Here is a 14,441-nt window from a genome sequence, read left to right as displayed (position 1 = left end):
CGATGAGTCTGGAGGTCCTGCTCGGCATCGTCGCCGCTGTGCTGCTGGTCGGCGTGCTCGCCGTGCGCGTGTCCGTGCGGCTCGGCCTGCCCTCGCTGCTGCTCTACCTCGGCATCGGGATCCTGCTCGGCGAGGCCGTGCTCGGCGTCCACTTCTCCGACGCGGCCCTGACCGAGAACCTCGGTCTCGCCGCGCTCGTCCTCATCCTGATCGAGGGCGGGATCACCACCCGCTGGCAGGCGGTCCGGCCCTCGCTCGGCATCGGCATCGGGCTGTCGACGATCGCGGTGGTCGTCAGCATCCTGGTGGCGGGCACGGCGCTGCACTTCCTGCTCGGCCTGGACTGGCGGATCGCGTTCCTGTGGGGCGCGATCCTGTCGTCCACGGACGCCGCGGCGGTGTTCTCCGTGCTGCGCGGGGTGGGGGTGTCGCCGCGGCTCGCCGGGGCGCTGGAGCTCGAGTCCGGCATGAACGACGCCCCGGTCGTGCTCGCCGTCCTCCTGCTCGCCTCGACCGACCCGCTGACCTGGGTGACCCCGATCCTCGTGCTCTACGAGCTGCTCGCGGGCGCGGCGATCGGGTTCGCCCTCGGCGTGGCGGGCGCGTGGGCGCTGCGCCGGGCCGCGCTGCCGTCGACCGGCCTGTACCCGCTCGCCGCCATGGGGGTCGCGGTGCTCGCGTTCGCGGGCGGGCAGCTCGCGCACGCCTCCGGCCTGCTCGCCACGTACGTCTGCGCGCTGGTACTGGGCAACGCGAAGCTGCCCCACCGCGGCGGTGTGCTGTCGTTCGCCGAGGGCACCGGGTGGCTCGCCCAGATCGGGCTGTTCGTGCTGCTCGGCCTCTACGCCAGCCCCGCCCGGCTGCTCGACGCCGTCGTCCCCGCCCTGATCTCCGCCGGCGTGCTGTTGGTACTGGCCCGGCCGCTGTCGGTGATGGCCGCCGCGCTGCCGTTCCGCGTCCCGTGGCGCGAACAGGCATTCCTGTCGTGGGCCGGGCTGCGCGGGGCGGTGCCGATCGTGCTGGCGCTGATCGCGCTGGTCGAGGGCGCGCCGGGGGCCCAGCACCTGGTGGACGTGGTGTTCGTGCTCGTCGTGATCCTCACCCTCCTGCAGGGCACCACGCTGCCCTGGGTCGCCCGCAGGCTCCGGGTGGTGCGGTCGGTCGAGGCCCGCGAGGTCGAGGTGGACGCCGCCCCGCTCGACGAGCTCGGCGCCGACCTGCTCCAGGTGCGGGTCCCGGAGGGCTCGCGGCTGCGCGGGGTGTACCTGCGGGAGCTGCGGCTGCCCGCGGGCGCCACGGTCAGCCTCGTCGTGCGGGACGAGAAGGCCTTCACCCCGCACGGCCAGACCCGGATCCGGGAGAACGACCAGCTGCTGGTCGTCGCGACCGCCGAGGTCCGGGACCGGACCGAGGAACGGCTGCGGGCCGTGGACCGCGGCGGCGCGCTCGTCCGGTGGCGCGAGGCGGACCCCGGGCGGGAGACCCCCGGTGCCCCCGCATAATCGTGGGGTGACCGCCTCCCAGCCCGCCCGCACCGTCTGGATCACCGCGGTGCTCGCGCCGGTGATCCTGGGGCTCGACCTGCTGACCAAGACGATCGCCGTCGCCCAGCTGGAGGACCGGCCACCGGTGCGGCTGTTCGGCGGCCTGGTGAACCTGGTCCTGGTCCGCAACCCCGGCGCCGCCTTCTCCATGGCGACGGGCTACACGTGGATCATCTCGCTGATCGCGCTCGCCGTGGTGATCGTGATCATCCGGATCTCGCGCAAGCTGCGCTCGGTCGGCTGGGCCATCGCGCTGGGCCTCATCCTCGGCGGCGCCGTCGGCAACCTCGCGGACCGGATCTTCCGCGCGCCCGGGGTGCTGCAGGGCCACGTCGTGGACATGGTGTCCATCGTGGAGACGGACGGCTCGTTCTTCCCCGTGTTCAACCTGGCCGACTCGGCCGTGGTCTGCGGTGGGATCCTGCTGGTCCTGCTCGCGCTGCTCGGCCGCGAGCTCGACGGCACGCGCGCGGTGAAGGAGGCGAAGACCGGTGAGTGACCTGCGGCAGCTCCCCGTCCCGGACGGGCTGGACGGCATGCGCGTCGACGCCGGGATCTCCCGGCTGCTCGGGCTGTCCCGCACGGTCGTCGCGACGCTCGCCGAGGACGGCCGCATCGAGGTCGACGGCCGGGCCGCGGGCAAGTCCGACCGGCTGGTCGCCGGGACGTGGCTGGAAGTCGCCCTGCCGGACCCCGAGGGGCCGGTGGAGATCACCGCCGCCCCCGAGCTGGTCGGCGGGATGACGATCCTGCACGAGGACGACGACATCGTGGTGGTGGACAAGCCGGTCGGCGTCGCCGCGCACCCCTCGCCCGGGTGGACGGGCCCCACGGTCATCGGGGGGCTCGCCGCGCTCGGGGTGCGGGTGTCGACCTCCGGCGCGGCCGAGCGGCAGGGGATCGTGCACCGGCTGGACGTCGGGACGACCGGGGTGATGGTCGTCGCCAAGTCCGAGCACGCCTACACCGTGCTCAAGCGGGCGTTCAAGGAGCGGACCGTCGAGAAGCGGTACCACGCGATCGTGCAGGGCCACCCGGACCCGTCGAGCGGCACCATCGACGCCCCCATCGACCGGCACCCGAAGCACGACTACCGGTTCGCGGTGGTCCAGGGCGGCAAGCCCTCGGTCACGCACTACGACACCCTGGAGGCCTTCCGCGCGGCCTCCCTGCTCGACGTGCACCTGGAGACCGGCCGCACCCACCAGATCCGGGTGCACTTCTCCGCGCTGCGCCACCCCTGCGTCGGGGACGTGACCTACGGCGCGGACCCCACGCTCGCGAAGCGGCTCGGCCTGACCCGGCAGTGGCTGCACGCCCGCACCCTCGGCTTCGACCACCCCGCCGACGGACGCCGGGTGGAGTTCACCAGCGAGTACCCGGCCGACCTGGAGTCCGCGCTCGAGAAGCTGCGCGACTGAGGGTCCGGTGACCAGGCCGGACCGGGAGGACCGGGAGCCCGACGGTCTGTTCGGGCCGCGCGGGCGGCGGGTGCTCGGGTGGGGCGCGGTCGTCCTCGTGCTGATGCTGCTGGTGGTCGCGGGGGTGCGTGCACTGTCCGCACTGTCCGCGCCGACCGCGGCGCCGCCGGTCGCGACCGGGCAGGTGCGGCTCGGACCGGAGTCGGGGGAGCGGGTGGCGGACTACCTGGCCCGCGCGGCGCAGACCCTACCCGCCCCAGGTACCCCCGCGCTCGCGCTCGTCCAGCTGGACGCGGCGCTGACCACCACGGACGCGGCGACGCTCGCGGGCCCGCTCCCGGTCCAGCAGGCGGTGCTGCGGCTGCCGATCCCTCGCGTGCAGACCGCCCTGCGGTTCGAGCCGATCCCGTCGGGGGCCCCGCTCGCCGCCGCGCTCGACACCGCCCGACAGCGTGCCGGGTACGCCGCCGAGGCGGACGCCGCCCGGCTCACCGGCCGCCCCGCCGCCGTCGCGCGGGCGGAGGCGCAGGGGTACGCACAGCCCTGCGCGTGCGTGATCGCGCTGGTCGTGGAGGGGGAGCGGGCCGCGCTGGACCGGCTCGCCGCCACCCCCGGCGTGCGGGCGGTCGAGGCGGCGCCGACGGGCGTGACCGCCCCCGAGCTGGCCCTCGCCCCGCTGCTCCCGGAGCAGACCGAGAGCGCCGACCCCCTCCCGGACGACGGCCCCGTCTGACCCTGCTCCGCCGCCCCCGCTGCGGGGGCGGGTCAGGGGCGTCCCTGAGGGGGCTCGGGGTCACCCCCGCCCCGCGTGGGGGGATCGCCGGATTCCGGCGGGCTGCGCGCGCTGCCAGCGTGAGGTCATGGACACACGGGGGGACGGGGTCGCCGAGGCGGACCCCGAGCAGGGCGGACCGGGTGCGGCGGTGGCACCCGGTGCGGGCATGCGGGCGGCGCCGTCGACCGGCGCCCTGGTCACCGCGGCGGCGGGCATCGCGGTGTGGGGCGTGGTGGTCCTGCACGTCGCCGCGCTCTCCGGTGCGGTGGACCCGGTGCGCCACACCGTCTCCGACTACGTCGCGCTGCCCGGCGGGCAGCTCGTGCTGGGGGTCGCGGCGGGGGCCATGGCGGTCGCGGGCGCGGTCCTCGCCGTCGCCGCCCACCGCGGCGGTGCGGGGCGGTCCGCCGTCGCGCTGCTCGGCAGCTGGGCCGTCGCGATGGCGCTCGCCGGGATCTTCCCGACCAACCTGCCGGACACGCCGCCGGACGTCGTCGCCGCCGTGCACCGCTACGCGGGCGCGTGGGTGTTCGCCGTGCTGCCGGTCGCGGCCCTGCTGCTCGCCCGCGGGCCCGCCGTCCGGGAGTCCGCGCGCCGCGCGGTCCGGGTGCTCGCCGTGCTCGGCGGAGTGCTCGCGGCCGGGTTCCTCCTCGCTCATCTCCCGATCGTCGTCCTGGGTTCACCCGCATTCCCCCTGTTGGGTGGGGTGGAGCGGGTTCTGTACGGCGTGGTGATCGCCCTCCTCGTCGTGACCGCCCGCGGGCTGCGGACATGACCGTGCTCGCGCTGGTCCTCGCCGTCGTGGGCGCCGCCTGCTTCGCCGGTGCGGCGGTCCTGCAGCACGGGGCGATGACCGCGCCCCGGCTCGATCTCGCAGGCCTGCGCGCCCTGCTGAGCCGCCCCCGCTGGCTGGCGGGCACCGGGCTGGCCGCCGGGGGCGCCGGGCTGCACGCCCTGGCCCTGGTGCTCGCGCCGGTCAGCGTGGTGCAGCCGGTCGGGGTGCTCGCCGTCCCGATCGCCGTGGGGATCGCGCTGCGCGGCCGGTGGCCGGGGTGGCGGGTCGCGGGCGGGATCGGGCTGTGCGCCGCCGGCGTCGCCCTCGTCGTCCGGACGACGGCGGCGGCGGCCCCCGGCGATCCCTCCGGATCGATGGTCCTCGCCGCGGCGGGCGCGGCGGTCGCGGCCCTGGTGCTCGCCGCGGTCGCCGCGCGCGCGACCGGGCGGCTGCGCTGCCTGGCCTGCGCCGCGGGCGGGGCGATCGCGTTCGGGGTCGTCTCCGCGGTGCTCCGCGACGTGTCCGTGCAGGTCGCCGCCGGTGCGGCGACCCCGGCATCGGCGCTGGGCGCGGCGGCGGGGATCGCCGTCGCGCTCGCGGTCGGCGGCTGGCTGGTCCAACAGGCGATGGCCGCGGGGCAACCCGCGGTCGTGGTGGCGGTGCTGACCGTCGTCGACCCGGTGGTCGCCGTCGGGTTCGGTGCCCTGGTCCTCGGCGAGGCCGCCGGACTGGGCGCCGCCGGCGTCGGCCTGCTGGTGGCCGCGGGCGCGGCCGCGGCCGCGGGTGTCGCCCTGCTCGCCCGGTTCCACCCGGACGCGACCACGCGTCCGGCCCCGAGAGAAGAGGTTCTGACGTGAGGATCCTGCTCGGCGCGGACACGTTCGCGCCCTACGTCAACGGCGCCGCCCGCTTCGCCGAGCGGCTCGCCGCCGGACTCGCCGGGCGCGGTCACGAGGTGCACGTCGCCGCGCCCTCGCCGACCGGCGCCGCGGGCGTCGGACGGTTCGGTGACGTGGCGGTGCACCGCGTCCGCTCGCACCGCTACCCGTGGCACGAGAGCTTCCGGGTCTGCCTGCCCTGGGAGGCGGGCCCCGCGACGGCGGAGATCCTGCGCCGGGTCCGACCGGACGTCGTGCACGTGCAGGCGCACTTCGTCGTGGGGCGCGGGCTGGCGGCGGCCGCGGCCGCCTCGGCGACCCCGCTGGTCGCGACCAACCACTTCATGCCCGAGAACCTGTTCGCGCACGCCCGGGTCCCGCGGTTCCTGCGGTCCGCGGCGGCCCGGTGGGCCTGGCGGGACGTCCGGGCCGTCTTCGGCCGGGCCGACGCGGTCACCGCCCCGACCCCGCGCGCCGTCGCGCTGCTGACGGGTGCGACCGGGCTGGCGGCGAGCGCCGTCTCGTGCGGGATCGACGCGGCCCGGTACGCGGGCGGGGACGAGCGCCCGGACACGGTGCTGTTCGTCGGGCGGCTGGACCAGGAGAAGCGGGTCGACGAGCTGCTGCGGGCCGTCGCGCGGGTGCCCGGGGCCCGGCTCGAGGTGGTCGGGGACGGCACCGAACGGGGGGCCTGGCACCGGCTCGCCGCCGAGCTCGGCATCGCCGACCGGGTCGTCTGGCACGGCTTCGTCAGCGAGGAGGACCTCGTCGCGGCCTACCGGCGCTGCGCGGTCTTCTGCATGCCGGGGATCGCGGAGCTGCAGAGCCTGGTGACGCTCGAAGCGATGGCGGCCGGCAAGCCGGTCGTCGCGGCCGACGCGATGGCGCTGCCGCACCTCGTCCGGCCCGGCCGCAACGGCTGGCTCTTCGCCCCCGGGGACGTCGAGGCCCTCGCCGTCCGCCTCGCCGCGCTCCTCGCCGACGCCGGGACCCGCCGCCGAATGGGCACCGCGAGCCGCGAGATCGTGGCGGGCCACACCCTCGACGCCACCCTGGACGCCTTCGAGGACCTCTACGTCCGGGTCGCCCACGTTCCGTCCGCGGGTCCCGTCGCCGCCTGACCGATTCCGCGCCTGCGGCGCCCGTGCGCGGTAAGTGGTGCCAGAGCACCACTTACCGCGCACGAGCGCCGCAGGCGCGACACGCCCGGGATCGCGCGACACCCGGACCCCGCGACACGCGGGCGCGCCGGTGAGCTGGGGGTTCGCCGAACGCCGTCCGACCGCGCGCGGAACCGTCGGTGGCCGGGGCTAGTCTGACCGCACCCCTGGCCCCCGATGGGCTCGGAGACGTCGGCACCGTCCCGGCTCGTGCGGAGCGGTCGCCGGGACCGTGCGCCGGGGTCGTACCACCGCCGCCACCGCGCCTCGGCGCGTGAAGGGAGTCCACCAGCCTCATGGCCCCGACCAGCGGGAACTCCAAGGATTCCTTCGTCCACCTCCACACGCACACCGAGTTCTCGATGCTCGACGGTGCGGCGCGCCTCGACGACCTGTTCTCCGAAGCCGCGCGGATGGGGATGCCCGCGCTGGCGATGACGGACCACGGGAACGTCTACGGGGCCTACGAGTTCTGGAAGAAGGCCAACGCGGCGGGCGTCAAGCCGATCATCGGCATGGAGGCCTACCTCGCGCCCGGCAGCAGGCACGAGCGCAAGCGCGTCTCCATCGGCGCGAACGGGGCGGCGAGCGACAACCCCGACCTGATGTACACGCACATGACGCTGCTGGCGGAGAACAACGAGGGGATGCACAACCTCTTCCGCCTCTCCAGCCTCGCCAGCCTCGAGGGCTACTACTACAAGCCGCGTATGGACCGCGAGCTGCTGGAGAAGTACGGCAAGGGGATCATCGCGACCACCGGCTGCCCGTCGGGTGAGGTGGCGCGCCTGCTCCAGCAGGACGACTTCGACGCCGCCTGCCAGGCCGCGAGCGACTACCGGGACATCTTCGGCAAGGACAACTTCTTCTGCGAGCTGATGGACCACGGCATCGACATCGAGAAGCGGGTCCAGGAGGACCTCTTCGCGCTGAAGAAGAAGCTGGACCTGCCCGGCCTCGCCACGAACGACCTGCACTACACCTACCCGGACGACACGAAGCCGCACGAGGTGCTGCTGTGCGTGCAGACCGGGAAGACCCTCGCGGACCCGAACCGCTTCAAGTTCGACGCGCAGGACTTCTACCTCAAGTCCGCCGCCGAGATGCGCGCCCAGTGGGACCCGATCCACCCCGAGGCCTGCGACAACACGCTGCTGGTCGCCGAGCGGGTGGACGTGAGCTTCGCCCACCAGGAGCTCATGCCGCGCGCGCCGGTCCCCGAGGGGGAGACCGAGGAGTCCTGGCTGATCAAGGAGGTCGAGCGGGGGCTGCGCAAGCGCTTCCCGGGCGGCGTCACCGAGAAGTACCGCCGCCAGGCGGAGTACGAGCTCGGCGTGATCATCCAGATGGGCTTCCCCGGCTACTTCCTGGTCACCGCGGACCTCATCCAGCACGCCAAGTCCGTCGGCATCCGGTGCGGCCCCGGCCGCGGCTCGGCGGCGGGCTCGCTCATCGCCTACGCGCTGGAGATCACCGACCTGGACCCCATCCGGCACAAGCTGATCTTCGAGCGGTTCCTCAACCCCGAGCGCATCTCCATGCCGGACATCGACATGGACTTCGACGAGCGTCGGCGTGGCGAGATGATCCGCTACACCACGGAGAAGTACGGCGAGGACCGGATCGCGCAGATCATCACCTACTCCACGATCAAGGCCAAGGCCGCGATCAAGGACTCGGCGCGCGTGCTGTTCGGCCAGCCCGGCTACTCGGTGGCGGACCGGATCACCAAGGCCATGCCCCCGGCCGTCATGGGCAAGGACATCCCGCTGTCCGGGATCTTCGACCCGTCGCACAAGCGGTACGCCGAGGCCACCGAGGTCCGGGCCCTCTACGAGTCGGACGCGCAGGTCCGCGAGATCATCGACACCGGCCGCGGCCTGGAGGGGCTGAAGCGGCAGTGGGGCGTGCACGCCGCCGGCGTGATCATGTCGAGCAAGCCGCTGATCGACGTCATCCCGATCCAGCGCCGCGAGTCGGACGGCGCGATCATCACGCAGTTCGACATGGGCGTCTGCGAGACGCTCGGGCTGCTGAAGATGGACTTCCTGGGCCTGCGCAACCTCACCATCATCGACGACGCGCTCGAGAACATCGAGCTCAACGGCAAGCCCAAGCTCGTCATCGAGGAGGTGGAGCTGGACGACCAGAACACCTACGACCTGCTCGCCCGCGGCGACACGCTCGGGGTGTTCCAGCTGGACGGCGGGCCGATGCGGGACCTGCTGCGCCGCATGGCCCCCACGGAGTTCGACGACATCTCGGCCGTCGGCGCGCTGTACCGGCCCGGTCCCATGGGCGCGAACGCGCACAACGACTACGCGGACCGCAAGAACGGCAGGCAAGAGGTCACGCCGATCCACCCGGAGCTGGCGGAGCCCCTCAAGGACATCCTGGGCGAGACGTACGGCCTGATCGTCTACCAGGAACAGGTCATGGCGATCGCCCAGAAGCTGGCGGGCTACTCGCTCGGCAAGGCGGACCTGCTCCGCCGCGCGATGGGCAAGAAGAAGAAGGAGATCCTGGACAAGGAGTACGCCGGCTTCGCCCAGGGCATGAAGGACAACGGCTACTCCGAGGCCGCGGTCAAGACGCTCTGGGACATCCTGCTCCCCTTCTCCGACTACGCCTTCAACCGCGCCCACTCCGCCGCGTACGGCGTGGTGTCGTACTGGACCGCCTACCTCAAGGCGAACTACCCGGCCGAGTACATGGCCGCGGTGCTCACCTCCGTTCGGGACGACAAGGACAAGGCCGCCGTCTACCTCGGCGAGTGCCGCAGGCTCGGGATCAAGGTCCTGGCGCCGGACGTCAACGAGTCGGTCCGCAACTTCGCCCCCGTCGGGGACGACATCCGGTTCGGCCTGGGCGCGATCCGCAACGTCGGGTTCAACGTCGTCGACGCCATCGTCGCCGCGCGCAAGGAGAAGGGGGACTTCACCGACTTCTCGGACTTCCTGCGCAAGGTGGACGCCGTCGTCTGCAACAAGAAGGTCATCGAGTCGCTGATCAAGGCCGGCGCCTTCGACTCGCTCGGCCACTCGCGCAAGGGTCTGCTGCTCGTCCACGCGGACGCGATCGACGCGATCATGAGCAGCAAGAAGGCCGCGTCGATGGGCCAGTTCGACCTGTTCGGCTCGCTGGACGCCACGAGCGACGAGGACTCCGGGCTCGGCGGCATCTTCGACGTCAAGGTGCCCGAGGACGAGTGGGACACCAAGCACAAGCTCGCCGTGGAGCGGGAGATGCTGGGCCTCTACGTCTCCGGCCACCCGCTCGACGGCATGGAGCAGGCGCTGGCCGCCAAGTCGGACACCCCGATCCCGGCCATCCTCGAAGGCACCGTCGGCGAGGGCGCGCAGGTCACGGTCGGCGGGATCCTCACCAACGTCAACCGGCGGGTGAACAAGAACGGCGAGCCCTGGGCCAGCGCCCAGATCGAGGACCTCGCAGGCGGCATCGAGGTGCTGTTCTTCCCGCGGGCCTACCAGGTGGTGGGCGTGGACGTGGCGGAGGACGCGATCGTGCTGGTCAAGGCCCGGGTCAACAAGCGTGACGACCGGGTGTCCCTGATCGCGAACGACCTCGCGGTGCCCGAGCTGCAGGCCGCGGGCGAGGCGGGCCTGCCGATCCGGGTGAGCATGCGCACCGAGATGGTCACCCCGGAGCGGGTCGCGCAGCTCAAGGAGGTGCTCACCCACCACCCGGGTTCGTCCGAGGTGCACCTGAAGCTGCTCTACGGCACCAAGACCACCCTGCTGCGCCTGGACGACTCGCTGAAGGTCACCAACACCTCGGCCCTGATGGGGGACCTGAAGGCCCTCCTGGGCCCCGGCTGCCTGGGCTGACCGGGGCTCCTGCGGGTCAGAGCACCCCGTAGCCGGACTCGGTGAACGTGCCGATGCCGGACAGTGCGGCCCGGCCCGTGCGGAAGTAGGTGAAGCTCAGCTCGAAGGGCCTGCCCTCGACGTCCGTCGTGGTGAGCTCGCGCAGCAGGGTGGGGGTGCCGGGGGCGCGGCCGAAGACGCGGTGGGAGACGACCGGCATCGGCGGGTAGTCCTCGTGGATCCGCGCCAGCAGGGCGAGCTGCTCCGCGGCGGAGCCGGCCACACCCCGTGACCTTCTTGATCAAGGGGAGTTGTCACCGTGGTCGGCGGGCGCCGAGCTGCGCGAGGTCCGCTTCGGGCGAGACATCCTCGCCGCCGAGCTCGAACAGCATGCCGGCTCACCGGACTCGGTCGCCGCGCAGATGGGCGAGGTCATGGCCGAGGTCGGCGGCGACGGCTTCCTCATCACCGGCAGCATCACCCGGCGCTTCGTCGACGAGATCACCGAGGGCCTCGTCCCGGCCCTGCAGCGGCGGGGGCTGACGCGGACCGGAGTACGACGGCGGGACCCTGCGCGAGACGCTGCGGGAGTTCTGACGGCGCCGGCGGGGCACTCACTCCGAGCGGGTCACCAGGCTCGTCCAGTGGGCGCCCGCCGCCCCGGCCCAGCGGGCGTGCAGCTCGGTGAAGCGGATGGCGGCGCGGGTGCCCGCCCAGTGCTCGGGGAGCAGCTCCCGCGGCAGCTCCGGATCGAGGAACGGGAAGCGGCGCCACGCGTGCACCAGCAGGACCTGGTGGGACAGGACGTCCGCGGGGGTGCGGGGGTCGGCGTCCGCGAACTCCGCGAGGAACTCCTCGTACTCGTGCTCCACCCCGTCGAGGTCCCAGGCCTGGCGCACCACCTCGGCCTGCTCCCCGATGGTGCCGAACGGGCCGATGAAGGAGCTGGTCACGGCATCGAGGTCGAGGTCGGCGACGACGTCCGCGACCTGGGCCTCCTTGCCCGGGTCCGGGCTGAGCCAGACGCCGGGGGCGGGGGAGCCGAGCCCGGCCCAGGCCAGCCGCGTGCGCAGCCGGTGCCGCAGCCTGCGTCGGGTCTCGGGCACCGACACCAGCAGCACCAGCCACCGGCCGTCCCACTCCCGGGCGGGCCCGCCGAAGCCGTAGATGCGCGCGGCGCCGTCGGAGAGCAGCCTGCTCCCGGCGTCGGTGAGCCGCCAGCGGACCCGGCGCCCCGCCCGGTCCGAGGTCACGAGGCCCTCGGCGGCGGTGCGGGCCAACGCCTGGCGCGCGGACTTTGGCTCCACGCCCAGCCCGGCGAGGACGTCGATGAGCACCTGGGTCCAGACGGGCTCGGCGCGCGGGAGGACGAACTCGCCGAGCAGGGTGAGCAGCAGCGACCGGGCGCTGGTCTGCCCGAGCCCGCGCCTGCGGGAGAGCGCAGGGTGCACGCCGCCCGCCCCGTCCGGGTCGAGGCCACCGACTCCCGAGAGTTCCGCCGTCATGGTCGGGCCAGGATAGTCACCACGGCCGCACGCGCCCGTCCTCGGCTGCTGTAACAGGGCGTTCACACGCGGATCACCCGATCGTGGGCCGTGTGGTCCCGACCACCATGATCCACTCGATTGAGGCAACGATCGCCCGGGGTGGGTCGACACGCCGGGCACCCGTCGCGCCCGGTTCACCCGAACGCAGGGGTTCGTCCGCGTGACGACGGACGCGTCCGATGTCGCGGATGCACCCAGAGTGATCGATTCAGCGGAACCGGACGTATCGGGACGAGCGCGCGGGAACCGGGCGCGTGCTCGTCCGGTTTGCTGGGGTCAGCTACTCCGCACGGCCGCATAGCCGCACGTGCGTCGCCCCCCAGCCAGGACCTGACCGGAGGACACCCGTGCCGGATACGACCTCGAGCCCACCCCGCCGACTCGACCCACGCCACCTGCGCGCCGACCTCGGCGCCTCGCTGGTGGTGTTCCTGGTCGCGGTGCCGCTCTCCCTCGGCATCGCCCTCGCCTCGAACGCCCCGATCATGGCCGGACTGATCGCCGCCGTCGTCGGCGGCGTGGTCGCCGGCGTCCTCGGCGGCTCGCCCCTGCAGGTCAGCGGCCCCGCCGCCGGCCTGACCGTGATCGTCGCCGGGCTGGTGGACCAGTTCGGCTGGCAGGTCACCTGCCTCATCACGGTCGGCGCGGGCCTGTTGCAGGTCCTGTTCGGGCTGACCCGGCTGAGCCGGTTCACCCAGGCCATCCCGCCCGCCATCACCCACGGCATGCTCGCGGGCATCGGCATCACGATCGCACTGGCCCAGATGCACATCGTGTTGGGCGGCGAGTCGCAGACCGCCGCCCTCGACAACATCCTGCAGTTCCCGCAGCAGGTCGCGAACCTGCACGGGCACGCGTTCGTCGTCGGCCTGGTGGCCATCGCGATCATGCTGGCCTGGCCGCGGATCCCCGGACCGCAGAAGGCGGTCCCGGGCGCGCTCGTCGCGGTCGGCGCCGCCACCGCCCTGGCGCTGCTGTGGCCCGACGTCACGCGGGTCGACCTGCCCGGCAACCTGATCGAGTCGATCGCGCTGCCGGTCCTGCCCGAGTCCGGCCTCTGGGTGGGCGTCCTCGGCGGGATGCTCACCGTGGCGCTGGTCGCGAGCGTCGAGAGCCTGCTCTCGGCCGTCGCGACCGACCGGATGGCCCAGGAGCGCGACGGCGACGGCCTCCGCACGGACGCCGACCGCGAGCTGATGGGCCAGGGCGCGGGCAACGCCGTGTCCGGCCTGCTCGGCGGCCTGCCGATCACCGGCGTGATCGTCCGCAGCTCGGCGAACGTCCGGGCGGGGGCCAAGACCCGGCTCTCCACGATCCTGCACGGCTGCTGGATCGCCCTGTTCGGCATCGTGCTGATCTCCGCCATCGAGATGATCCCGCTGGCCGGGCTGTCCGGGCTGCTGGTCGTCGTCGGGTTGGCGCTGGTCAAGCCCGCGGACATCCGCACCGCCCGCAGCCACGGCGAGCTGGCGCTCTACGTCGTCACCACCCTCGGTGTGGTCTTCCTCAACCTGCTCGAGGGGGTCGCGCTCGGGCTAGTCCTCGCCGCGGTCCTGATGATCTGGCGGGCCGCACGGGCCCGGGTGCGGGTCGAGGAGCCGGACCGCACCACGCCTCGGCGGGTCGTCGTCGAGGGCACGCTGAGCTTCCTGTCCGTGCCCGCGCTGTCCCGGGTGCTGCAGGCGGTGCCGGAGGGGGAGCCGGTGCGGGTCGATCTCGTCGTCGACTACCTGGACCACACGGCGTTCGACCACATCCAGGGCTGGTCCCGGCGCCACCGCGCGACGGGCGGCTTCGTCGAGGTCGTCGAGCCGGAGCAGGCCAAGGCGCGCCAGGACGCACCGCACGGCCGGTTCGCCACGTGGTCGCAGTGGCGCGCCGAGAACCTCGCAGGCGGCGCGCGGATGCGGGCGGGTCTGCTGGCCTACCAGCAGAACACCGCCGAGCGGGTCCGCCCCACGATGGAGGGCCTCGCCGCGGGCCAGAACCCGTCCGGACTGCTGTTGACCTGCGCGGACTCCCGGGTGCTGCCCAGCATGATCACCCAGAGCGGGCCGGGGGACCTGTTCACGGTGCAGAACGTCGGCAACTTCGTGTCCGGCACGTCCACGCTCGCCGCGGTGCAGTACGCCGAGGAGGTGCTGCGGGTGCCGCTGATCGCGGTCTGCGGGCACTCCGGCTGCGGCGCGATGAACGCGGTGCTCGGCGGGGACCGACCCCGGGGCGCGCTGGACGACTGGCTGCGCAACGGCGAACCCGTCGCGCAGGCGTGGGTGGAGGGCCACCCGGCGGGCCGCGCGGCCCAGCGGGACGGCTTCGGGCAGGCGGACAGCCTGGCCATGGTGAACGTCGCGCTGCAGCTGGACCGCCTGCGGGACATGGGCGTGCGGGCCGAGCTGATGGGTCTGTTCTACGACATCAAGTCGGCGGGCGTGCTCGTGTACGACGCCCGGAGCCAGGTGTTCCACTCCCACGAGCGCGCGTTCGCGCAGCTCCCGGCCGCGCTGCGGTGAC

At 73.6% G+C, this 14,441-nt stretch carries 11 protein-coding genes; 9 read left to right on the top strand and 2 right to left on the bottom strand.

The window, feature by feature from the left end; genetic code table 11:
• Positions 1 to 2: 2 nt before the first annotated feature.
• From BLS43_RS01925 to dnaE, 8 genes are all read left to right on the top strand, one after another.
• A complete protein-coding gene (locus BLS43_RS01925) occupies positions 3 to 1,502 on the top strand; it encodes a potassium/proton antiporter (protein ID WP_093075603.1) in 1,500 nt (499 codons plus the stop codon).
• A 7-nt stretch (positions 1,503 to 1,509) separates the two neighbouring features.
• Complete coding sequence (gene lspA / locus BLS43_RS01920) at positions 1,510 to 2,043, top strand: signal peptidase II (protein ID WP_245707242.1); 534 nt, start codon at positions 1,510 to 1,512, stop codon at positions 2,041 to 2,043.
• Between the two features lie 37 nt (positions 2,044 to 2,080).
• The gene (locus tag BLS43_RS01915; RefSeq protein WP_093076120.1) at positions 2,081 to 2,965 is read left to right on the top strand and encodes an RluA family pseudouridine synthase; all 885 of its coding nucleotides are present in this window, start codon (positions 2,081 to 2,083) and stop codon (positions 2,963 to 2,965) included.
• A gap of 7 nt (positions 2,966 to 2,972) precedes the next feature.
• Entirely contained in the window at positions 2,973 to 3,698 is a 726-nt protein-coding gene (locus BLS43_RS01910; protein WP_093075597.1) for a hypothetical protein, read from the top strand.
• A 127-nt stretch (positions 3,699 to 3,825) separates the two neighbouring features.
• The gene (locus tag BLS43_RS01905; RefSeq protein ID WP_093075594.1) at positions 3,826 to 4,515 is read left to right on the top strand and encodes a DUF998 domain-containing protein; all 690 of its coding nucleotides are present in this window, start codon (positions 3,826 to 3,828) and stop codon (positions 4,513 to 4,515) included.
• Entirely contained in the window at positions 4,512 to 5,372 is an 861-nt protein-coding gene (locus BLS43_RS01900) for a hypothetical protein (protein WP_093075591.1), read from the top strand. The genes BLS43_RS01905 and BLS43_RS01900 overlap by 4 nt, the downstream gene beginning before the upstream one ends.
• Positions 5,369 to 6,514 carry a glycosyltransferase gene (locus BLS43_RS01895; RefSeq protein WP_093075588.1) on the top strand — a complete coding sequence of 382 codons (1,146 nt, stop codon included), beginning with the start codon at positions 5,369 to 5,371 and terminating at the stop codon, positions 6,512 to 6,514. The genes BLS43_RS01900 and BLS43_RS01895 overlap by 4 nt, the downstream gene beginning before the upstream one ends.
• Positions 6,515 to 6,849: 335 nt before the next feature.
• On the top strand, positions 6,850 to 10,401 hold the full coding sequence (gene dnaE, locus BLS43_RS01890; protein WP_093075585.1) for a DNA polymerase III subunit alpha: 3,552 nt from the start codon (positions 6,850 to 6,852) through the stop codon (positions 10,399 to 10,401).
• A 16-nt stretch (positions 10,402 to 10,417) separates the two neighbouring features.
• Here dnaE and BLS43_RS01885 read toward each other — a convergent pair whose 3' ends face one another.
• Entirely contained in the window at positions 10,418 to 10,663 is a 246-nt protein-coding gene (locus BLS43_RS01885; RefSeq protein WP_093075583.1) for a hypothetical protein, read from the bottom strand.
• Positions 10,664 to 10,994: 331 nt separating this feature from the next.
• Positions 10,995 to 11,885 carry a PaaX family transcriptional regulator gene (locus tag BLS43_RS01875; RefSeq protein ID WP_093075581.1) on the bottom strand — a complete coding sequence of 297 codons (891 nt, stop codon included), beginning with the start codon at positions 11,883 to 11,885 and terminating at the stop codon, positions 10,995 to 10,997.
• Positions 11,886 to 12,274: 389 nt separating this feature from the next.
• Here BLS43_RS01875 and BLS43_RS01870 point away from each other — a divergent pair, with 389 nt between their 5' ends.
• Complete coding sequence (locus tag BLS43_RS01870) at positions 12,275 to 14,440, top strand: SulP family inorganic anion transporter (RefSeq protein WP_245707241.1); 2,166 nt, start codon at positions 12,275 to 12,277, stop codon at positions 14,438 to 14,440.
• Position 14,441: the final 1 nt, after the last annotated feature.

The sequence above is a fragment of the Pseudonocardia oroxyli genome, assembly GCF_900102195.1.
Taxonomy (GTDB): Bacteria; Actinomycetota; Actinomycetes; order Mycobacteriales; family Pseudonocardiaceae; genus Pseudonocardia; species Pseudonocardia oroxyli.
This window is presented reverse-complemented; position numbering and strand designations above follow the sequence as displayed.